The organism is Lawsonibacter celer (assembly GCF_014281125.1).
GTDB classification, from domain to species: Bacteria; Bacillota; Clostridia; order Oscillospirales; family Oscillospiraceae; genus Lawsonibacter_B; species Lawsonibacter_B celer.
In genome coordinates this window covers 806,369-827,197 of record NZ_JACOEA010000001.1, presented here as the reverse complement: position 1 = coordinate 827,197, position 20,829 = coordinate 806,369, and the positions used below count along the sequence as shown (strand labels likewise).

The following is a 20,829-nucleotide window of genomic DNA, read 5'->3' as shown; positions in this document are numbered from 1 at the left end:
TTGGGCGGACGGTCTCTTACAGCAAACCGACCAGATCACGCAGGAAGCCCTGCACCTCCTGTTCACTGGTGGCGAAGCTAGCGACGAACCGGATGACATGCTCGTCCGCCCCCTCGCCGGGGCACCAGTCCTCGAACTGGACCAGCCCGCGCAGCCGTTCCCGCAGCGCGCCGGAGACCACCGGGAAAATCTGGTTGGTAGAGGACTCCACATACAGAGGAATCCCCAGTGCTCGCAGGCCGTCCTGGAGCCGGGCGGCCATCTCATTGGCGTGGCTGGCCATGTCGAAGTACAGCCCGTCCCGGAACAGCTCCTCAAACTGCACCCCCAGCAGCCAGCCCTTGGCCAGCACACCGCCCCGTTGCTTTTTCAGGGTGAAGAAGTGGGGCTGAAGCGCGGGATTGCACAGCACCAGCGCCTCGCCCATCAGCGCGCCGTTCTTGGTGCCGCCGATGTAAAATGCGTCGGTGAGCCGGGCCAGGTCAGGCAGGGTCACGTCGTTGGCCGGGGAGGCCAAGGCGCATCCCAACCGCGCGCCATCCAGAAAGAGGAGCAGCCCCAGCTCCCTGCAGCAGGCGGAGATGGCCTCCAGCTCAGCCAGAGTGTAGAGGGTGCCGTTTTCCGTGGCGTCGGTGATGTATACCAGCCCGGGGTTGACCACGTGGGGGTTGTCCAGGGCCTGCACCGCCTGCCGGATGCCTGCCGGGGTCAGCTTGCCCTCCAGCCCGCCGGGGACTGTGATGAGCTTGTGCCCGGTGGCCTCCACCGCGCCGGATTCATGGCCGTTGATGTGCCCGGTGTCCGCACAGATGACCCCTTCCCAGGGGCGGAGGAAGGCGCAGATGGCAATGAAATTGGTCTGGGTCCCGCCGATGAGGAACTGCACGTCAGCCTGGGGGGCCTGGCACAGGTCCCGGATTAGCTGAGCGGCCCGGGCGCAGTGGGGGTCCTCGCCGTAGCCGATGTTGCCCTCCAGATTGGTGGCCGCCAGGGCCTCCAGCACCCTGGGATGGGCCCCCTGGGAGTAGTCGTTGCGGAAGTTGTACATCATAACCTCTCCTTTTCGAAAAGACGGGGCGGGCAGAGCCCGCCCCGTCTGGGAATCACTTTACTTTAAAGCTGTCCTTCAGGCCAACGGAGCGGTTGAACACCAGATGCTCCGGGCCGGAGTCCTTATTGTCCACGCAGAAATAGCCCTGCCGCAGGAACTGGAAGGAGGCGGGGGCCTCCGCACCGGCCAGGCCGGCCTCCACCTTGGCGTGGGGGAGCACCTCCAGGGAGCTGGGGTTGAGGCAGTCCAGGAAGTTCTTGTCCCCGGCGTCCGGCTCTGCGTCGGTAAACAGGTTGTCATACAGCCGCACCTCCGCGTCCACGGCGGTGTCGGCGTCCACCCAGTGGATGGTGGCCCCCTTTACCTTGCGGCCGTCGGCAGGGTCGCCCCCCCGGCTCTCCGGGTCATAGGTGGCGAAGATCTCGGTCACATTGCCGTTTTCGTCCTTCTCACAGCCGGTACAGGTGATGAGATAGGCCCCCTTCAAGCGGCACTCAGGGCCGCCGGGATAGAGCCGCTTGTACTTGGGTACGGGGATCTCCAGGAAGTCCTCCGCCTCCACCCACAGGTGGCGGGAGAAGGAGACCTGCCGGGTGCCGTCCTCGGGCCGGTTGGGGTTGTTCTCCACGGTGACGGTCTCGCTCTGCCCCTCGGGGTAGTTAGTGATGGTCAGTCGCACCGGGCGGAGCACCGCCATGACCCGCTGGGCGGTCTCGTTCAGGTCCTCCCGCAGGCAGTGCTCCAGGAAGGCGAACTCCACAGTGGAGGCCGCCTTGCTCACGCCGTTGCGCTCGGAGAAATTGCGGATGGCCCGGGGGGTATAGCCCCGCCGGCGCAGGCCGCAGAGGGTGGGCATGCGGGGGTCGTCCCAGCCGGACACCCGGCCCTCCTCCACCAGCTGGCGCAGCTTGCGCTTGCTCATGACGGTGTAGTTGATACCCAGACGGGCGAACTCGATCTGCCGGGGCCTGGCGGGGACGGGGCAGTTGGCGATGACCCAGTCGTAGAGGGGGCGGTGATCTTCAAACTCCAGGGAGCAGAGGGAGTGGGTAATCCCCTCCAGCGCGTCCTCCAGGGGGTGGGCGAAGTCGTACATGGGGTAGATGCACCACTTGTCCCCCTGGCGGTGGTGGTGCATGTGGTTGATGCGGTAAATCACCGGGTCGCGCATATTGAAGTTGCCGCTGGCCAGGTCGATTTTGGCCCGCAGGGTGTACTTGCCGTTGGGAAATTCGCCGGCCCGCATCCGGGAGAAGAGGTCCAGGGATTCCTCCACCGGGCGGTCCCGCCACGGGGAGCGAGCGGGGGTGTTTACGTCGCCCCGGTATTCCTTAAACTCCTCAGGGGTCAGCTCGCATACGTAGGCCAGCCCCTTGCGGATCAGCTCCACCGCATACTCGTACATCTTTTCAAAGTAGTCGGAGGCGAAGAAAAAGCGGTCCCCCCAGTCGTAGCCCAGCCAGTGGATGTCCTCCTGGATGGCCTCCACGTACTCCACGTCCTCCTTGGTGGGGTTGGTGTCGTCCATGCGCAGGTTACAGAGCCCGCCGTACTTCTCGGCGGTGCCGAAGTCCACGAAGATCGCCTTGGCGTGGCCGATGTGCAGGTAGCCGTTGGGCTCGGGCGGGAAGCGGGTGTGGACGGTCATGCCTTGGAACTGACCACCCTGGGCGATGTCCTCGTCGATGAAATCATGGATGAAGTTTTGCGTCATAGTGGGGTTCAGCTCTTCTGACATGCTGTTTCACTCCTTCGTATTGATACAATTTGCTATTTTACCCTGAACGCGTTGAAAAAGCAAGAGGGAGCGGAAATTTGAGGAAAAAACAACGGGAAGCCGGGGGGATAGCCCCTCGGGGGGCAGAGGGCTTTGCGCTCCTGCGTAGGGATCGGCTCCCGCTGAGGCGGCCGTGACGGTTCCTTTGGCAGCCCAGCATCCTTCCATGGCAGTGAATCGGCCTAGAAAACCCCATTGGAGCATGCCCCGCATGATGGCCCCCTGCGGGAGTGCCTCCGAAAAAAATAAAAAAGTCCTTGACAAATTCTAATATTATAATATAATAATATTAGAAAAAACAAATGTGGGTGAAGGCATGAACGACACAAACGTCTCCTATGAGGAGAAGGCGGCTCTGCTCAAGGCGCTGGCCCATCCCCTTCGGCTGCGGATTGTGCGGGGACTGCTGAAATGCGGATGCCGGAACGTGGGCTGTATGGAGGCCAACACCGGACAGTCGCAGTCCAGTATCTCCCAGCATCTGATGCGTCTGAAGGCGGCTGGCATTGTCAAATGCGCCCGCTCGGGCAATGAGGTCTATTATGAGATCGCAGACCCGGAGATCGCCGCCGTGGTGGCTGCGCTCTTCGGGGACGGGGAGGGGGAGTACCAGTGTACGACATCGCGGTAATCGGCGGCGGCCCGGCGGGGCTGTCGGCGGCGGTGCAGGTTCGGGCCAGAAACAGGAGCGTGCTGGTGGTCAGCGGGGACGACCGGGACAATCCGGTCTACCGCTCTCAACATATTGCCAACTACCTGGGGCTGCCCGATCAGAGGGGGCCGGAGCTGCTGGCCCGCTTCCAGGCCCACGCGGACGCCATGGGGGTCCGGCGGCGGCCGGGCCAGGTACTGAGCGTCATGCCCATGGGCGGCTGGTTTTATCTGAGTATCGGCAGCGATGTGGAACAGGCCCGGGCGTTGGTGCTGGCTACCGGCGTGGTGCGGGCCAACAAACTCCCCGGGGAGGCGGAGCACCTGGGCGCGGGGGTGAGCTATTGCGCCACCTGCGACGGGATGCTCTACCGGGGCAAGCCGGTGGTTGTGGTGGGCAAGACCCATGAGGCCCCAGGTGAGGCCAACTGGTTGAAGGAGATCGGTTGTCAGGTTACCTACGTGAGTGAGAAGGAGCCCCAGGGCCTGAACCAGGCCATCCCGTTTGTAAAATCGGCCCGGCCGGAGATCCTGGGGGAGCAGGGGGTGACCGCTCTGCGGGCGGGAGATCGGGAGATCCCCTGTCAGGGGGTGTTCATCCTGCGGCCCTCTCTGGCGCCGGCGGACCTGCTTCCCGGCCTGAAGCTGGAGGGGGGTTATCTGGCGGTGGACCGAAGTATGGCCACCAGCGTACCCGGCGTATTCGCCGCAGGGGACTGTACCGGGTTGCCCCTTCAGATTTCCAAAGCGGTAGGCGAGGGCCAGGTGGCCGGCCACCGGGCGGCGGAATATGTGGATAAATTAGAGAAAGCGAACTAAACTAAAGAAAACAGAAAGGAAGTATTTTTATGGCAACCATTCATCTGACCAAGGACGGATTTGACAAGGCGGTCTCTCAGGGACTGGCTATGGTGGACTTCTGGGCTTCCTGGTGTGGCCCGTGCAAGATGCTCGCCCCGGTGATTGAGGACCTGGCCGGCCGCTACGAGGGCAAGGCCCTGGTGGGCAAGGTCAATGTGGACGACGAGCCAGAGCTGGCCGCCCGCTTCGGCGTTATGAGCATCCCCACGGTGGTGTTCCTCAAGGACGGCGTGGAGATCGACCGCAAGGTGGGCGTTATGCCCGCAGACAGCTTTACCGCTGTGCTGGACGCAAATCTGTAAGGGAAAAACAGAGAGCCGGACCTCAATCAGAGGCCCGGCTCTCATTTTACCCGGAGGCTCAGAAAATACCCAGCAGCCGGCTGATCTGCGCCGCCGTTTTGCGCTCCAGAGGGGTGTAGGCCACACCGCCGTATTCATAGAACTGCCCGCCGGCGGCAGTGTATTTCAGGGAGGTGATGGATTCGCCATTGGCCAGCTCCAGGGTGAGATAACGCCCCAGCCGCACCGCCTCCAGAAGGCCGCCGCCGTCCGGATTGTCGCCCTCGCCCCGGTCGATCTGCGCCCAGCGGTCCCCGCCCAGGCAGGTCATGGAGCAAAGCGTCTCATACAGCAGGGCCATGCCCTCCGGGTCGGTCAGAACGCGGGTGCCGATTTCCGCCTGGAGCGCCTTACCCGCGTCGGTGTTGTCCATGTCGGCGGGGGAAATGGTGATGGAACAAATATCGGCGGCAGAGGTGACCCCGTATACCTGCTCCAGCACCAGGGAGTAAGGGTAGGGAGAGAAGTCCAGGGTATCCGGGTCAAACCAACCCAGGGTTCCCCAGAGGGACGTGCCGGAAGAAATGTCCGCTCTGACGGCGGCCGCCTCCTCCGCTTCCCATACCAGGAAGGAGGCGAATTCCCATAGAGTGTAGCCCTCCGCCTCCTCCCGGATCAGATATTGCAGGTTCTCCGTACCGGCCGGACGGTACCATCCCTCCAGACCCTCATAGGGGTCGCCCAGGGAAAGGATCCGGTCCGGGCGGGGCACCTGGTGGTACTCGGCCACGCGGCCCCCCAGGGGGAGCATGGCAAAGCGCAGCGCCTGCTCCTGATAAGTGTCCGAGCCCAGCGGGGGCGCGGGGGTGATGACCACGGCGGGCAGGAGCCCGACGGAGCCCGTCTCTACCGGGGCGGAGCCTATCGCGGTTTGGGCGGGGGAAACTCCGCTCCCTTCCGGCAGTTGCCCCGCGCCGAGGCCCAGCCCGACGGCCAGCCCCAGACAGGCGGCCAGGGCGGCCAACCTCCGCCAATGTCTCCTGGACGGTGCGGCAGGGGGCTCCAGGGCCTCTGCCAGCATTTTCTCCGGCAGCTGGTCCAGCAGTCGAAGCAGTTTTTCTTCCTTTGTCATAGGATGCCCTCCTGTTCCAAGTAGTGCCTGAGTCTGGTACGCAGGCGATTGAGGGTGGTGGACACGGTGGAGGCCTTCATGCTGAAAGCCTCCGCCAGGGTGGACACCGGCTCGGCGTAGAAATACCGCCGCAGGAAAAGGGTGCGGCTCCGGCGGTCCAGCCTGGCCAAAAAGGCCTCGATGGCCCGGGCCACGCTGTCGTCGGCCAGCTCCTCCGTGTCCCAGCGGGCGGGGAGACACTCGCTCAGCTCGCAGAGCAAGAAAGCCGACTCTCCGCCCCGCTTCTGCCGCCGGCAGCCGGCCAGACGGTCCAGGGCCAGATTGCGGGTGATCCGGCAGAGGTAGGCGGGCAAACGCTCCGGCCGGGCCGGGGGAATGGCGTTCCATACCCGCAGCCACACGTCGTTGACGCACTCCTCCGCGTCCCGCCGGTCGCCCAGGATGCGCAGGGCCAGCCCGCCGCAGAGGGACCCGTAGGACCTGGCCAGCCCGGTCAGCGCCTGCTGGTCCCGCTGGAACAGCAGGCGGATGATCTCGCTGTCTTCCATCCGCTTCACCTCCGTCTCTGATTTGAGCGCTCACCTGTATAGACGGTGTTTTCCGGCCTGAGAGCACAGCAGGACAGAAATTTTCATAAAAAAGCCCGCCTTCCGGAGGGAAGACGGGCTGAAAGCCGTTGTATATGTTACTTTGTGCCGAAGATCCGGTCGCCCGCATCGCCCAGGCCGGGGACGATGTAGCCGTGGTCATTAAGCTTCTCATCCAGGGCGGCACAGTAGATATCCACGTCGGGGTGGTCGTGCTGCACCCGCTGGATGCCCTCGGGGGCGGCGATGATGTTCATCAGCTTGACATGCTTGACCTCATAGTTCTTGATGAACTGGATGGCCGCGGAGGCGGAGCCGCCGGTGGCCAGCATGGGATCCAGGATAATCACATCCCGCTCGGCGATGTCGGTGGGCATCTTGCAGTAGTATTCCACCGGCTCCAGGGTGTCCGGGTCGCGGTAGAGGCCGATATGCCCCACCTTGGCAGAGGGGATCAGGGTGAGAATGCCGTCCACCATGCCCAGACCAGCCCGCAGCACGGGGACAATGGCCAGCTTCTTGCCGGCAATGGTCTTAAATTTGGCGGTGGTGATTGGGGTCTTGATCTCCACCTCCTGCAGGGGCAGGTCCCGGGTGGCCTCATAGCACATCAGGGTGGCGATTTCAGAGACCACCTCGCGGAATTCCTTGACGCCGGTGCGCTCGTCCCGGAGGATGGACAGCTTGTGCTGGAGCAGCGGGTGGTCCAAAATGTGTACCTTTTCCATATTCATGGCTTCATTCCCCTTTGTTTATTCTTTGGTGTTGGCGTTCAGCTTGGCAAGACGCTCTCGTTCCGCCTGGGAGAGACGGTGGTAGACCGGGGCCAGTTTCGCCGCGCTGGTCAGCTCGCCCCTCCGGGCCAGCTCCAGCGCGCACCGGGCAACGCCCCACGCACTCTGAAACAGCAGGTGGGGCGGCGCGAGACAGACGTCCAGTCCCTGTGCTCTGAAGGTAGTATAGCACAAATGCGCGCCGTCTCCAACCAAAATTTGCGGCTTTCCGCTCTTTTTTAACTCCTCCCCCAACTCCTCCAGGCCCACCGCCCGGTCGGGGCACAGCCGCTCCAGCCCCGCGCCTGTCCCGCGGAAGAGGGCGTTATACACTTGGCTGCGCCGGGCGTCCATAACGGCGCACAGCGCCCCGCCGGTGTGGGCCAGGCCCCAGGCCATGGACTCCAGGGTGGAGCAGGCGGCACAGGGCTTGTCTCCCGGCCAGGCCAGGCCCTTGGCGGTGGACACCCCGATGCGCAGACCGGTAAAGGAGCCTGGCCCAGCGGCCACGGCGATCAGGTCCACATTGGTCAGCGCTTCGCCGCAGTTGGCCAGCAGGGCCTCCACCATGGGCATCAGGGTGCGGGAGTGGGTGAGCCCGTTGTTCTGAAAGGATTGGGCCACCAGCCGCTCGTCCTCGCACAGGGCCGCCGAGCAGGCGGCGGCGGAGGATTCCAGAGCCAGAATCTTCATTCAAACCCCTCCCCGGCAATGGAAATGCGCCGCTGATTGTCTGCCTCACCCCGGCGGATGTCCACCCGGATACAGCCGGCGTCCAGCGCGCTTTCGATATTTTCGCTCCACTCCACAGCGCACACACCCCCCCGGGCGAGATAGTCCTCCCAGCCGATATCGAACAGCTCGTCGGCCGAGCCCAGTCGGTACATGTCGAAGTGGAACAGGGGCAGGCGCCCCCCCTCGTATTCATTGACAATGGTGAACGTGGGGCTGGTTACCCGCTCCCGGATGCCCAAGCCCCGGGCCAGACCCCGGACAAAAGCGGTTTTGCCTGCCCCCAGGTCCCCGGTGAAGGCCACCACGGTGCCCGGTTCCAGCCGCTCCGCCAGCGCCGCGCCCGTGTCCTCTGTCTCCCGGGGGGAATTGGTCACATATTCCATGAGACACCTCAAATGTGAAAATTACCATAAGATTATAGCACAACCGTTTACCAAAGGCAAAAAAGATGGTAAACTAAATTGGATTTTCCATGTAAAAGACGAAAGGGGGGTGGGGACGCTGTCCTGGCTTTCTGATTCCATTCGCGAATTTTTCCATAAAGGGGATCTGCTGCTGCTCTCCCTATGCCTCATTGCCAGCGGGTACGGCCTGGTGCTCATATATAGCGCCACCCGCTACCTGGAGACCAACCGCTATGTGCTCATCCAGGCGGCCGCCATCTGCCTGGGTGTGCTCATCTATATTCTTCTCTCCTCGGTGGATATTGAGCTGTTTACCGAAAAATCGTGGAAACTGCTGCTGCTGTTCAACATCGGGTTCAACCTGTTAGTGCGGACTCCATTGGGTGTGGAGCGGGGTGGAAACCGCAGCTGGGTGCATTTTCCGGGATTTCCGGTCAATCTCCAGCCCGCGGAGATCGCGAAGCTTTCCTTTGTACTGCTGCTGGCCTGGCAGATGAACCGGCTCCAGGAAAAGGGGTTGAGCAGACCAACATCCGTCATCCAGATTGCAGGTCACACGCTATTCATGTTCGGGCTGATCTCCGTGGCGTCTGGTGACTTTGGCATGGGCCTGACCTATCTGCTCATCTTTGTCATCATGGCCTGGGCGGGAGGGGTGAAGAAGCGATGGTTTCTCTTGGCCGCCGTGGTGTGCGCGGTGGGGGTGTTCTTGATCTGGCCCCGCATCAGCGATCAGTATTTCGCCCGGAGAATCAGTGTGGTCATCGACCACATCCTGGGCAATCAAGAGACGATCTATGAACAGACCCAGGTGATTGGCTGGCAGCAGAGCCGCAGCATCATGGCCATCGGCAGCGGCGGCCTCACCGGGCTGGGCTACCTCAAGGGAATTCAGACACAGAGTAAATCGGAATCGGCCCTCAATGCCCGTCATACGGATGAGATTTTCGCTGTGTGTGGGGAGGAGTTGGGACTGGTGGGCTGCCTGCTGCTGCTGTTGATCCTGGCGTGCATCATCCTGCGCTGCGTTTGGGTGGCCCACCGGGCCTGTTCCGCCCAGTCCGCGCTGATTGCCCTGGGCTACGCAGGCATGCTGCTGGTACAAGTGGGCATCAATGTGGGCATGTGCCTGTATGTCTTCCCACTGGTGGGCCTGACCCTGCCCTTTTTCAGCTATGGCGGGTCGTCCATTGTCACCATGTTTGCCGCCATGGGGATTGTCTCCGGTATCAAAATGCGCTCGCTCCCCAGCTGGCTGCGGGACCGGAGCAAGCTATAGCGCGGCAGCACAGAGAAAGACGGGCCGGGTCTGAACAGACCCGGCCCGACGCTGCAGCGCAGAAGGACTGAAAAAGTCCTGGAAAAGAACTGCCTTTCCCTGCATATTCCTCCTGCCTTGGTAAAGAATAAGGGCGAACCATTCTTTGATTTAGGTTAGGAGGTCATTCTCTTGAAACACTGTTCCTTCCTGCGCCGTGCCCTCCCCGTGGCGGTTTTGGCCGCTGTGCTCTGTACTGCGGGGATGCCCGCGTCCGCGCTGCTGTCCGGCGGACAAAACGCTGCCCCGGCCGTATCCGCCTTTTCCAAAAACGGTCCCATCACCCAGGAGATCGCCTTTACACGGGCGGATTTCCGGGTGGAGGGGGACGCCGCCCTGGAGTCTGTGATTGTGGACCGGCTGCCGGACGCCGGGGCCGGCGTGCTCACTCTGGGCGGACAATTGCTGGGGGAGGGCGATGTGGTAAGCATGGCTGCCGTGGACGGACTGCGCTTTGCGCCTGCCGCCGTTCCCACCAGCTCCACCACGGACTTTGTATTTACCCCTGTATTTTCAGACGGAGCGACCGGGGAGCCGGTGACCGTGGGGCTCTATCTCCTGGCTGGCGAGAACTCCACACCTGTGGCGGAAAATCTGAATATGAGCACGTATAAAAATGTGGCGATTACCGGGCAATTTGCCGCAGTGGACCCGGAGGGCGACCTGCTCACCTTCCAGCTGGTGGAGAAGCCTGCCCGCGGCTCCATTACTATGCCGGAGGACGGCGGAAATACCTTTGTTTACACCCCCTATGAGAACAAGACCGGCAAGGATTCCTTCACCTATGTGGCGGTGGATACGGCGGGCAATGCCTCGGATCCCGCCACCGTAAAGATCAAAATTGAAAAGGCCAAAACTACTATTTCTTATGTGGATATGACCGGCGACCCGGCCCAAAAGGCGGCCATCCGCATGGCGGAGGAGGGAATCCTGGTGGGGGAGTGCATGGGCGGCTCCTATTTCTTCCGCCCGGAGGAACCGGTCAGCCGTGGTGAATTTGTGGCCATGGCTATGCAGGCGGTGGGGATGAGCACCCTGGAGGGGGTAGAGCGCACCGGCTTTGCCGATGACCTGGAGATTCCCACCTGGGCCAAGCCCTACGCCTCTTCCGCTCTGAAGGCCGGACTGGTTCAGGGAGCTGTGACCTCCGACGGCCAGGTGGTTTTCCGCAGTACGGACGCAATTACCCGTGCGGAAGCGGCCGTTCTGATGGATCGCGCCCTTCAGGTAACGGACGCGGTGACGACCGCGCAGTTTGCGGACAGCGCCGCCGCCCCCGCCTGGGCCCTGCAGTCGGCGGCGAATCTGAACAGCTGCGGCGTCCTGCCCGCGGACAGCACCGGTGCACTGGGTCTGGAAAATACCCTTACTCGCGCCGATGCGGCCGAGCTGCTCTGCGGAGCCCTGGATCTGCTGGAGACCCGCGAGGACAGCGGATGGTTCCGCTGGTAAGAGAAGTGAAAAACAGGCCGGAAGCAATTTGCTTCCGGCCTGTTTTTGTCAGTGGAGCAGATCGATTTTCGTTTGGTAAACCTGCCGCAGCATGACAGCCGTAAGAAGGGCAGTGGCGCCTTCGGCAATGAGAAAGGTGAGCCAGACCAGGGTGTCCGCCGCTGCGGTGCGGGCGAATAACCAGGCTACGGGTAGGACAAAGATCAGCTGCCGGCACAGGGAGAGCACCAGTGAGCGCAGCCCGCAGCCAAGGGCCTGGAGAACGCCCTGGGCGGCGATGTTGATTCCGGCGAAGAGAAAGCTCAGAGAGGCCAGTCGGGTGGCCAGAGTGCACAGCTGCATGGTGTACCCGGACAGGGCAAACGCGGAAGAGAGGGGAGAGGCCAGCAGCTCCAGACCGATCAATCCGGCCAGCATAATGACCAGGGTATATCGCATCCCGTATCGGATGCCCGCGCGGATCCGGTCCCGGCTTCCCATGCCGTAGGCGAAGGAGACGATAGGGGTGATGGCGTCCCGCAGCCCAAAGGCGGCAAAGAGAATGAACTGCTGGATTTTGTAATAGAGTCCGTAGGCCGTTACCGCATTGGGGGACATGCCCATCAGAATCAGATTCAGCCCGTAGGTCATCACGGACATCAGGGCCTGGGCGATGATCGCCGGCACGCCGATTTGATAGATTCCGGAGATGAGGCGGCCGTCTGGCTTGAGGTCGGCCGGCCGTATCGTCACCTCAAGGTTATATCGGAGATGGAAGAAAAAGGCCAGAAGGGCGGAGACAATCTGCCCCAGCACAGTGGCCCAGGCGGCGCCCCGGATGCCCATTTCTGGCACGCCCAGCCAGCCGTAGATGAGGATGGGATCAAAAATGATATTTACCAGTGCCCCGGAAATCTGGGCAATGGTGGACAGCTGGGAGCGCCCGGTAGCCTGCAGCAATTTCTCAAACACCGCAAAGGACACCATGCCCATAGAGGCAACGCAGCAGATCTGCAGATATTCCAGCCCCATCTGCAGCACCACGGGGTCCTCTGTCTGCGTGGCAATATACCCGCGTACGCCGAAAAGCCCGAAGAGAGGAAAAGCCGCATAGAGAATGCCACCTAAAAAGAAGGTGTTTCCGGCAATTCTGCCTGCCTTCTCCCGGTCGCCCTGCCCAAGGCTGCGGGCCAGCAGAGCATTGGTGCCCACGCCGGTTCCAATGCCCACGGCAACTATCAGCATCTGAACCGGAAAGGCCAGCGTCAGGGCGGTTAGGGCTTTTTCACCCAGACCTGTGACCTGGGCGGTGTCGGCAATGCCGCTGACAAAATAGCTGTCCACAATATTGTACAGCGCCTGCATTACCATGGATAAGATCATCGGTATGCCCATCTTCAGCATCAGCCGGTTGACCGGCAGGACTGCCATGGGATTGTTCGCTTTTTCGTCCATAACTGCCTCCTGAAACATAAAAAATGCGTAAATCCATTCCTGGATTTACGCATTTCTGCTACTCGGTGCCTTTATTCTATCGGATCTCCAGCCCTGACGTCAAGCTGCGGATTGCACAATTTTGCCAGCCGAAGGAGGCGCGGGTTTCCGTCGCTTTTATAACAGCGCAGGGGATTTCTCACCATCCTCTGGCTCTGCCGGCCGGGGAAGGGCGGTCATGGTGCCCACACAGCGGTTGATGGGGATCCCCATGGCGTGGAACTTCTCCTCATAATCGGTCATTACGCCGCAGACGCCGCCAGCGTGGAGATCCCGCGTAACCTGGGAGAGGGTAAACCCGGCTTTGGGGAATTGGAACAGGGACCACTCAAACAGGTTGCGGTTGTCCGTTTTAAAGTGAATTTCGCCCGCCGGCCGCAATACCTGCCGATAGCGCAGTAAAAAGTCCGGGTGCGTCAGTCTCCGCTTGGCGTGACGATTGGAGGGCCAGGGATCGCTGAAGTTGAGATAAATGAAATCCACCTCACCAGGAGCAAAATAGTCGGGCAGGCGCGCCGCGTCTGCATCAATGAAAAACACGTTGTTCAGCCCCATGTCACGGGCACGTTCCATGGCGATAATCATGGCGTCGGGTACCCGTTCTATGGCGATAAAGAGCGCCTGGGGGTTCTGTGCCGCAGTCTCCGCCGTAAAACGGCCTTTGCCGCAGCCAATCTCCAGCCGCAGCTCCTCCGCATGAGGCATTAACATCCGCCAGCTTCCGCGCTGTGCCTCCGGATTAGATACCAGAAACTGAGCGCACCGGTCCATCCGCGGGATTAGATTGGGCTTCTTTCTCATTCTCATGATATGGTTCACCTCGTAAAAAGTATCATATCATAAAGAATCAAACACTTGCAATCCCAACACAGATATATTATAATAAAAAACCAGACCGAAATTTTACCTCTTGGATTGGTATAGTTGGCAATGTGCCTTTTTTGGGAGCGTGAGGCCGGAGTTCGAGCCGCACTTTCCTAAAATCCCGGAAAGCTCTGGGACGCTAAGGCTGACGGAGTTTTGCCCCTCGCCGGAAACTGGTCAAAAACCGGCGCTGACCCCATATTTGACCACAGTTGGAAAATTTCATAACCGGGTGTAGCGCAGTTGGTAGCGCGCCTGCTTTGGGAGCAGGATGCCGCAGGTTCGAATCCTGTCACTCGGACCAAATTTCTTGGGAAAACCGCCGTTTTCGGCGGTTTTTCTGCATTAAAAGTTCAAGTTTCACTTTTGCGTTGACCACATAAATTTCTGAAAAACGTGGGGCAAAGAGCGAAAATAGCAGCACGGCGGCAATCTAATTTTGCCGCTGTTTTCTCATTTGACCCACAACCTGACCCACACAGGCAAAACTGAAGGCAACCAGATGGAAATTTCGGGGCAAAAAACACCTCTTTGAGCAGAAAATAAGTTTGACCACTTGTGTGCGTATCACGAGGCTACAGGTTCGGATTGAAATAGGCGTCGAAATCAGATATAATTTGTCTGCAGGCTCTATGTCTGCAAAGAGCGTGTGGCAAGATTTTGTACTTGTGTTTCGCAAGTGTTGACTAAACTGGGTGGCGCTTTAGCGTATTGCCCTTCCCTGCCATGATGTTACTCGTGTTAGCTCATGTCGACTTGTCCTTTCGCACAATGAGTTGCCACACGCTCTCCCTCTGGAGAGGTGCCTATGAAAAAATTCTGTGATATTCAATCGAGAAATGAGTTAGCGGACTATTTGAGCGTTCCTCGCAACAAGCTAACTCACATTCTTTATGTAAAAAAGCCGGATAGTTATTACACCACTTTTGAGATTCCGAAGCGCAATGGTGAAACTCGAACCATCTGCGCTCCTTCCGGTGATCTGAAGACTCTGCAGGAAAAACTCTCAAACATGTTGTGGCTCTACCAGAAAAGCATCTGGGAAGAGAAGGGCATCAAACCCAACATTTCTCATGCATTTGAGAAAGGGAAAAGCATTATTACCAATGCAAAAATTCATCGCAACAAGCGTTTCGTCCTAAACTTGGACTTGGAAAACTTTTTTGATCGTTTCCACTTTGGACGCGTTCAAGGCTATTTTGAAAAGAATAACAACTTTAAACTACCACATGATGTCGCTGTTGTTCTCGCACAATTGACCTGCTATCAAGGCCGTTTACCACAGGGTGCTCCCAGCTCTCCAATCATCACAAATCTGATCTGCCAGCCTCTTGACACCTATCTTTTAAAGATAGCCAAGAAATATAAGTTGGATTACACCAGATATGCTGACGATTTGACTTTCTCTACCAACGATAGGCATTTTGTTGAAAATCAGGAGAACTTCTTGGCAGAAGCCAATGCTGCAATAAAAAGGGCGAGTTTCTCTATCAATGAGAAAAAAACCAGACTTCAGTTTAAGGACTCACGCCAAGAGGTCACGGGTCTGATTGTAAACAAAAAGCTAAATGTTAATCACGCCTATGTGCGTAAAACAAGGGCGATGGCTCACCAACTCTACTCTACGGGTGAATACCTTATTGATGGTGAGCCAGGAACGATTAAGCAACTCGAAGGGCGTTTTTCTTTTATTGATCAGCTGGATCGTTATAACAATGTTCTTGATCCACAGGAAATTAAGCACGACGCTTTTCATCTCAATGGTCGTGAAAGACAGTATCAGGCATTTATTTTTTATAAATACCTTTTTGCCCACAACGCACCCGTCATTGTAACAGAAGGCAAAACTGATATTCGGTATATAAAGGCTGCTTTGAAGAGCCTTTACGCCAAATATCCTCGGCTTATACAGAAAGATGCTGAAGGCAATTTCATCTATAAGTTCTCGTTCTTCAGGCGAACAAAAAGGTGGAAGTATCTCTTCGGAATCAGTCTGGATGGCGCCGATGCTATGAAAATCCTATATCGTTATCATGTTGGCAACGGCAAAAAAATCCCCGCCTATCTTGGCTATTTCCGCCAGTTGAGTGGCGGCGAACAGCATAAACCTGTCATACTTCTGTATGACAACGAGCCCAACAGCGACAGACCACTAAAAAAGTTTTTGGGCGAGGATGTGCATCCCACCGCAGATCAGAAAGCCGCACTCAAAGAGAATCTGCATATGAGGCTGATTCCAGACAGCAAGTTGTTTGTGGTCACGCCCCCTCTTGTTGGGGATAAAGAAGAGTGCGAAATTGAAGATTTGTTTGCTGACGAATTGCTAAAGCTCAGTTTAGAAGGAAAAACTTTCTGTCGCAAAGATAAATTCGACAACAGTAAATACTTTGAAAAAGAAATCTTCTCCCAGTATGTTTATGAAAACTATCAGAAGATTGACTTCTCGGGGTTTATTCCACTACTTGATGTCATTGATTCGATAATTGCACAAACAGAATCCGCTGAGTAAGAAAATGCGCCGGCAGAGTTTTCCCTCTGCCGGCGTATTCTTATCCTACCATCTCAAACGGGATGACCTTACACCCGCTCTCAGGCGGTTCAGGCGGCGTAGGTGCTGTTTCAGGCAGTGCCGTGTCCATGAAGCTGCCCATCTTGTCTGCGGCCTGGAGCTGCATATGGTTTGTGACATGGGTGTACGTATCCAGCGTGAAACCGGCGCTATAGTGACCCAGCATACTGGACACCGTTTTCACATCAGCACCGGTCTGCAGAGCCAGGGTCGCGAACGTATGTCGCAAGTCATGGAAACGTACCCTTTCGTCGATGCCGGCCGCTCTCAAGATTTTCTTGTGCAGGCGTCCCACCGCATCGGGACTCCACATTTCTCCCGTGTGCGGTGACGGGAACAGGTACTTGCTGTCGGGATGATTCTTCCTGTCCTCCACCAGAAGGTCAACCGCCTGCTGCGGGATGACCACGGTGCGGATGGAGTTCTGCGTCTTGGGCGGAGCAACGATAATCTCACCCTTCACACGCCCCACTGATTTGCTCACGCTGATGGTACGCTGCTCCACATCCAAGTCTGTCCACAGCAGAGCCAGAAGTTCTCCTCTGCGCAAGCCGCTTGTCAGCTCCAGATAGAACATCGGCAGGACACCAAAGTCCTGGGCGCAGCGGAGATAGTCTCCGATCTGGTCGGGCGGAATGATGGTCATCTCCTTTTTGTCCTTCTTGGGGATGCGGACATTATCGCAGGGGTTATGATTGATGATCCGCTCTGCCACCGCCTGCTGAAGTGCCTGCCGCAGGAGCATGTGGATGCCTCTCACCGTTCTGTTAGCCAGACTCAGGTCGGTTTCCGTTGCCGTCTTCGGAATGCGTCCCCGCTCCTTGGAGCGGTTATAGAACTGCTGGATCTGGATGGACGTGAGCTGTTTCAGCTTCACTTTACCAATGCCGGGTTCGATATGATTGCGGATGTAGCTTTCATAGTTGCTTGCTGTCGCAGGCCGGAGATGGGGTTTGGAGTAGGTTTCATACCACAGCCACATCCATTCTCCCATCGTGTAATCGCCCTTGAAGTTGATGACCGGTCCTCGGTTTTCATGGATGGCCTCCTGCAGTCGTTTTCTCGCCTCGGCCTGGGTTTTGCCGAACACACTTTTCACGATGCGTTTGCCTGTGTCCGGATCATAGCCTGCCGTGTATCGGCCTTCCCACCGGCCGTCAGATTCACGGTGGCGAATACTGCCTTCGCCGTTTGCTCGTCGTTTTGCCATTGTTCGATACCTCCTTTTGTAACACGAACATATACCACACTTCCTGTGAAATAGCTATGACTAAAAGCCCGCCTTTTCAGCGCACATTTTGTCCAGCCACGCCAGGAATTTGTCCTTGGGAATGATGATTCTGCTTCCCACCTTGAAGGCAGGAAAATCTTTACTGCGCACCAGTGTATAGGCGCCGTCGAGAGCAATGCCCATAATTTGAGCCACGTCTGGCACAGACAGCATAACGGGCAGTTCATCGTAGTTTGTATAGACTGTTTTCTTCATAGTTTTGTCCTTTCTCCTTCCCGCGGGAAGGGTTTTAATTTGTTGTCATTCGTATTGGTGATACATTTCCTCACCATCTGCTGATGCGGGGTGCTCCGGCAGTTACCAGCCCATAGTCATGGTCGGGCCGTTGTCGAGATGGTCATCCTCTTTATGACCCATGGCGATGCGCTTGCTCTGCAGCTTGCGGCGGAGCTTCTTATCAGTCTGCATTCCCGCCGGTGATTTCTTCGGCAGAGAGTTGTCCTGGAAGATGCGGCTCATGTGATGGAACAGTCTTGTGGAGGACAGCAGTACCGACGGCGGTTTCATCTCCTCCATCCTGTCCAGCAGGACTTGAGCATAGTCGTGTCCCTGTTCAGCCGCCTGCGTGAACCAGTAGGCGGCGTTTTCTCTGTCGTGCTCGATACCTTTTCCCTCGAGACAGAGCTTGCCCAGCAGATACTGTGCGTGGGACACATCCGCCTCTGCAGCCTTCATGAGATAGTCCAGAGCGAGAGGAATGTTTTCCTTTACGATAGTCCCTTTCAAACATTCCTTGCCCAGACGGTATGCGGCATAGCCGTTGCCGTTGTCTGCGGCCGTGACCAGCCAGTGGATGCCCTGTGCCGGATCACGCACCTCGATATCATCTGAGAGGTACAGCTTGCCCAGCGCATACTGGGCGATGTCGAGTCCCTGCTTTGCCGCAGCACGAAACCAGTACTCAGCCGCTTGGCTGTTCGGCAGGACAGGATCACCGTCACGGTAGAGCTTGCCCATAAAATACTGGGCATGGACATCACCACTCTCAGCCAGCTTCTGCATCTCTGAGACGGCAGCATCCTTCTCCGAGAGTTCCGTATGTCGGTCACGGATGATCTCCTTGAGATCCCAATACGCCAAGGTCACATCTTCCTCGGGATCGGGTTCGTCATATTTCCGGATATCACCGTCCTCGAATGTGAGCGCCCCCAACTTCAGCGCCTCGTTGATGACGGCGTTCTTGATCTGACGGAACTCCTTTTGTTGGGATAGCTTGAACCGTTTGATTTCCTCCTCGGTGTAGTAGCTCTGCACCTTGCCCTGCAGTTCCAGCCACCGCTCATAGCACTCCCGCACGATGGGCAGGCGTTCCATCTCGTCGATCACATTGTCCACCAGCTTCTTCACAGATTTGGGCAGGTAACCGTAGGACTTCTTTCCCTGCACCGTTTCCAGCTTCATGGACAGTTCCCATACGAGTTGCTCTGCTCGCGGATTACTGCAGAGACCTTCCCGCATCTTTTGCACCAGCTCCAGCATCGCCGTGCGCGCTTCCTGCACCAACTCATCACGCGCCACCGTCTTTTGCTCATAGAGGTGCAGCATCTCCTCACGGAAGATGTCGTTGGTGAGCTTGGACTTGATCATCTCGATACCGTCCCTGGACAGATAGGCCTGACCCGCTTTTGCGGACCAGGCCATCATGTGAATGTGCGGATGATGTCCTTCGTCATGGAAGGCAGCGTACCAGCGAAAATCGCTGACGGGAATTTTCATCGCCGCTGCGATCTCGTTTCTGTGTGTGCGGATGAGATTCTTCCACGCTGCGGCGTTGTTGTAGCCGAGGCGCTCAGCATCCTCACGACGCAGAGAGATGATGTACGTCCACACATTTCCGCGGTAGCTTTCCAGCTCCGACATAGCCTTTGCCATATCCACGTTGTCTTCATCACCGAAGAGACCGTGAGAGCCGAAGCGCTCTGCACGAGGACGGGTAGCGATGTACTTCATGTAGACCTCGGAGCTTTGTATGGCATCCCAATTGGATTCCAGCGCCATGGTGATGAGCGCGGATGCATTCACCTTTGTAGGCGCGGCGTGGTAGTCACTGTACTCATAGGAGTTTTCGCAGTCGGGAAAGTCCTGCAGCAGTTTGTTGATGAGCTGCGTCTGTCGTTTCGTAGGCGGACGCGCATCGGGAACCAACTCTACATTTTCACGGGTGCCGATGTACTTGAGATAGCCACCGGCGTTGCCCGTGTTTTTGATGTAGGGACTTTTCAGAATCAGCTTTACCACTGATCGTCCTCCTCGTCACTGTAGGACGGCATGCTCATGCGCGCACGCTTTTCCAGAGAGATGAAGCCGTTGGTTTTCTTCACGGTGTTGATGCTGTCCCGTCTGCGGCAGCGCAGCTCATCCTCCGTGAACTCGAAGTTGTCTGCGATGATACCGGTGAGTTCATCCAGCCCAACCAGACAGTCAAAGCTGATTGCGCTGAGTCTGCTCTCCAACTGACTGAGCCGACCATCCAGATAGGACTGCAATGCCTGCGGCAGCAGATCGTTGTTGTCGTTCATCTCAATGTAGTCAGCATAGAAATTGATGGCCCGCTCCATGAACTCATTCTGGCTGCGGCAGTTGGCAGCTTTGTACCACTGCTCGACTCTTTGAGCCGTTCTCGGATCAACACGCAGGGTAGGACGAATTTTGCTTTCTTTGGTTGTATTATTCATTTTTCCTCCATTTCTGCGGTGTGGCACCGCTCAAACGCTTGATTTTGCGGGCTTTTCCGTGAATGAGACGTCAGAATGCTCATTCATTGCCGAAACAGACACCAGGTTTCGGTTGTCGGAAAACCCTTGAAACTGCCCGCACTGCGGGCAGATGTGATTGCATCGACGGCGGTTAAGACGTCGGTGCTTTATCCCGCTTTTCCTTTCGTGCCGCAATTTGCCTCAAAATAGGCCAAAATCTCCCTTGCAAAATCGCCAGAAGAACCGTACATACGGCCTGCCTCTTCCACTCCGTGTTTCATCACAAGCCGGAGCAGATCGGTGTTGAATTTGCGCTTGTACTTCTCAATGAGGAGCTTTGCACAGCACGCTTCCATCTCAGTCAGCTCACCAGGGTTGTTTGCGATATACAGGTACTTGATAGCTTCCCGGTCGAGAGGTGCACCGAGTTCGTACTCACTTTCAGCTTCGACCATGTCCATGACGTAGAGCGTTCGCTCTGCGGTGATCATTCCGTCCATGCTGATTGCGTACTCAATCAGTTCACGCATCATGCTGTCACCTCCTCTCCGTTTGCATCCACATACACAGGCGCTTCTTCCTTCGGCTTGGGCAGCGGAGGCAGATTCAGAATGAAATAGGTGTTGTTGGTCTGGCGGTTTTGTCCGTACCGTCTTTCGTAGGTAGGAACATAGTTGATAAAGCCGCGACGCTTTAACTCCTGTACCGCAGCACGAGCCGTGGTGGGAGAGCAGCTACAGTTTGCAGCGATGGTCTGCATGCTGGGCCAGCATCTACCTCGACTTCCGGCACAACTCACCAGATAACTGTAGACCACGAACTGTACCGGTGTGAGTCCGTAGATGAACATTGCGTTGCTCAATTTGAAAAATCTTTCGCCTAAAATTTGCATTTGTGTTTCCTCACTTTCATTT

At 57.6% G+C, this 20,829-nt stretch carries 21 protein-coding genes and 1 tRNA gene; 7 read left to right on the top strand and 15 right to left on the bottom strand.

Annotated elements, in window-relative coordinates:
• Positions 1-16: 16 nt before the first annotated feature.
• Both H9Q75_RS04000 and H9Q75_RS03995 read right to left on the bottom strand, forming a co-directional pair.
• Positions 17-1,048 carry a threonine aldolase family protein gene (locus tag H9Q75_RS04000; protein WP_186565028.1) on the bottom strand — a complete coding sequence of 344 codons (1,032 nt, stop codon included), beginning with the start codon at positions 1,046-1,048 and terminating at the stop codon, positions 17-19.
• A gap of 55 nt (positions 1,049-1,103) precedes the next feature.
• Positions 1,104-2,789 (bottom strand): glutamine--tRNA ligase/YqeY domain fusion protein, encoded by a 1,686-nt coding sequence (locus tag H9Q75_RS03995; protein ID WP_186564830.1) that lies wholly within the window; start codon positions 2,787-2,789, stop codon positions 1,104-1,106.
• Positions 2,790-3,144: 355 nt separating this feature from the next.
• On the opposite strand from H9Q75_RS03995, the gene H9Q75_RS03990 reads away from it, so the two are divergent.
• Genes H9Q75_RS03990 through trxA form a run of 3 tightly spaced genes read left to right on the top strand, consistent with a single transcriptional unit; the run spans position 3,145 to position 4,642 of the window.
• A complete protein-coding gene (locus H9Q75_RS03990) occupies positions 3,145-3,459 on the top strand; it encodes an ArsR/SmtB family transcription factor (protein ID WP_186564829.1) in 315 nt (104 codons plus the stop codon).
• Entirely contained in the window at positions 3,441-4,298 is an 858-nt protein-coding gene (locus tag H9Q75_RS03985) for an FAD-dependent oxidoreductase (protein WP_186564828.1), read from the top strand. Before H9Q75_RS03990 ends, H9Q75_RS03985 begins: the two co-directional genes overlap by 19 nt.
• A 29-nt stretch (positions 4,299-4,327) precedes the next feature.
• Entirely contained in the window at positions 4,328-4,642 is a 315-nt protein-coding gene (gene trxA / locus H9Q75_RS03980; protein WP_186564827.1) for a thioredoxin, read from the top strand.
• A gap of 58 nt (positions 4,643-4,700) precedes the next feature.
• On the opposite strand, the gene H9Q75_RS03975 is transcribed toward trxA, so the two are convergent.
• The 5 genes from H9Q75_RS03975 to tsaE all read right to left on the bottom strand — a co-directional run bounded on the left by H9Q75_RS03975 (position 4,701) and on the right by tsaE (position 8,231).
• The gene (locus H9Q75_RS03975) at positions 4,701-5,753 is read right to left on the bottom strand and encodes a hypothetical protein (protein ID WP_186564826.1); all 1,053 of its coding nucleotides are present in this window, start codon (positions 5,751-5,753) and stop codon (positions 4,701-4,703) included.
• Complete coding sequence (locus tag H9Q75_RS03970) at positions 5,750-6,301, bottom strand: RNA polymerase sigma factor (RefSeq protein WP_186564825.1); 552 nt, start codon at positions 6,299-6,301, stop codon at positions 5,750-5,752. The genes H9Q75_RS03975 and H9Q75_RS03970 overlap by 4 nt, the downstream gene beginning before the upstream one ends.
• A gap of 137 nt (positions 6,302-6,438) precedes the next feature.
• Complete coding sequence (gene upp / locus H9Q75_RS03965) at positions 6,439-7,068, bottom strand: uracil phosphoribosyltransferase (protein WP_186565027.1); 630 nt, start codon at positions 7,066-7,068, stop codon at positions 6,439-6,441.
• A 24-nt stretch (positions 7,069-7,092) separates the two neighbouring features.
• Entirely contained in the window at positions 7,093-7,806 is a 714-nt protein-coding gene (gene tsaB, locus H9Q75_RS03960; protein ID WP_186564824.1) for a tRNA (adenosine(37)-N6)-threonylcarbamoyltransferase complex dimerization subunit type 1 TsaB, read from the bottom strand.
• Positions 7,803-8,231, bottom strand: coding sequence for a tRNA (adenosine(37)-N6)-threonylcarbamoyltransferase complex ATPase subunit type 1 TsaE (tsaE, locus tag H9Q75_RS03955; protein WP_186564823.1), 429 nt, complete (start codon positions 8,229-8,231; stop codon positions 7,803-7,805). Before tsaE ends, tsaB begins: the two co-directional genes overlap by 4 nt.
• Positions 8,232-8,340: 109 nt before the next feature.
• Between tsaE and H9Q75_RS03950 the strand changes: the two genes are divergently transcribed.
• The gene (locus H9Q75_RS03950) at positions 8,341-9,531 is read left to right on the top strand and encodes an FtsW/RodA/SpoVE family cell cycle protein (RefSeq protein WP_341480896.1); all 1,191 of its coding nucleotides are present in this window, start codon (positions 8,341-8,343) and stop codon (positions 9,529-9,531) included.
• Between the two features lie 171 nt (positions 9,532-9,702).
• On the top strand, positions 9,703-11,022 hold the full coding sequence (locus H9Q75_RS03945; RefSeq protein ID WP_186564822.1) for an Ig-like domain-containing protein: 1,320 nt from the start codon (positions 9,703-9,705) through the stop codon (positions 11,020-11,022).
• Between the two features lie 48 nt (positions 11,023-11,070).
• On the opposite strand, the gene H9Q75_RS03940 is transcribed toward H9Q75_RS03945, so the two are convergent.
• Together H9Q75_RS03940 and trmB are read right to left on the bottom strand one after the other, a co-directional pair.
• Complete coding sequence (locus H9Q75_RS03940; RefSeq protein WP_186564821.1) at positions 11,071-12,456, bottom strand: MATE family efflux transporter; 1,386 nt, start codon at positions 12,454-12,456, stop codon at positions 11,071-11,073.
• Positions 12,457-12,612: 156 nt separating this feature from the next.
• Positions 12,613-13,302 carry a tRNA (guanosine(46)-N7)-methyltransferase TrmB gene (gene trmB / locus H9Q75_RS03935; protein ID WP_186564820.1) on the bottom strand — a complete coding sequence of 230 codons (690 nt, stop codon included), beginning with the start codon at positions 13,300-13,302 and terminating at the stop codon, positions 12,613-12,615.
• Positions 13,303-13,587: 285 nt separating this feature from the next.
• Between trmB and H9Q75_RS03930 the strand changes: the two genes are divergently transcribed.
• A tRNA-Pro gene (locus tag H9Q75_RS03930) sits at positions 13,588-13,663 on the top strand.
• Positions 13,664-14,167: 504 nt separating this feature from the next.
• Entirely contained in the window at positions 14,168-15,868 is a 1,701-nt protein-coding gene (locus H9Q75_RS03925; RefSeq protein ID WP_186564819.1) for a retron Ec67 family RNA-directed DNA polymerase/endonuclease, read from the top strand.
• A gap of 40 nt (positions 15,869-15,908) precedes the next feature.
• Here H9Q75_RS03925 and H9Q75_RS03920 read toward each other — a convergent pair whose 3' ends face one another.
• The 6 genes from H9Q75_RS03920 to H9Q75_RS03895 all read right to left on the bottom strand — a co-directional run bounded on the left by H9Q75_RS03920 (position 15,909) and on the right by H9Q75_RS03895 (position 20,807).
• Positions 15,909-17,138: a tyrosine-type recombinase/integrase gene (locus H9Q75_RS03920; protein WP_186564818.1), complete on the bottom strand. Its 1,230-nt coding sequence runs from the start codon at positions 17,136-17,138 to the stop codon at positions 15,909-15,911.
• A gap of 60 nt (positions 17,139-17,198) precedes the next feature.
• Complete coding sequence (locus H9Q75_RS03915) at positions 17,199-17,414, bottom strand: helix-turn-helix domain-containing protein (RefSeq protein ID WP_186564817.1); 216 nt, start codon at positions 17,412-17,414, stop codon at positions 17,199-17,201.
• Positions 17,415-17,516: 102 nt separating this feature from the next.
• Positions 17,517-19,457: a MobP3 family relaxase gene (gene mobP3 / locus H9Q75_RS03910; RefSeq protein ID WP_186564816.1), complete on the bottom strand. Its 1,941-nt coding sequence runs from the start codon at positions 19,455-19,457 to the stop codon at positions 17,517-17,519.
• Positions 19,451-19,894 carry a hypothetical protein gene (locus H9Q75_RS03905; RefSeq protein WP_186564815.1) on the bottom strand — a complete coding sequence of 148 codons (444 nt, stop codon included), beginning with the start codon at positions 19,892-19,894 and terminating at the stop codon, positions 19,451-19,453. The genes mobP3 and H9Q75_RS03905 overlap by 7 nt, the downstream gene beginning before the upstream one ends.
• A gap of 188 nt (positions 19,895-20,082) precedes the next feature.
• Positions 20,083-20,448, bottom strand: coding sequence for a hypothetical protein (locus tag H9Q75_RS03900; RefSeq protein ID WP_186564814.1), 366 nt, complete (start codon positions 20,446-20,448; stop codon positions 20,083-20,085).
• Positions 20,445-20,807 carry a helix-turn-helix domain-containing protein gene (locus H9Q75_RS03895; RefSeq protein WP_186564813.1) on the bottom strand — a complete coding sequence of 121 codons (363 nt, stop codon included), beginning with the start codon at positions 20,805-20,807 and terminating at the stop codon, positions 20,445-20,447. Before H9Q75_RS03895 ends, H9Q75_RS03900 begins: the two co-directional genes overlap by 4 nt.
• Positions 20,808-20,829 lie beyond the last annotated feature (22 nt).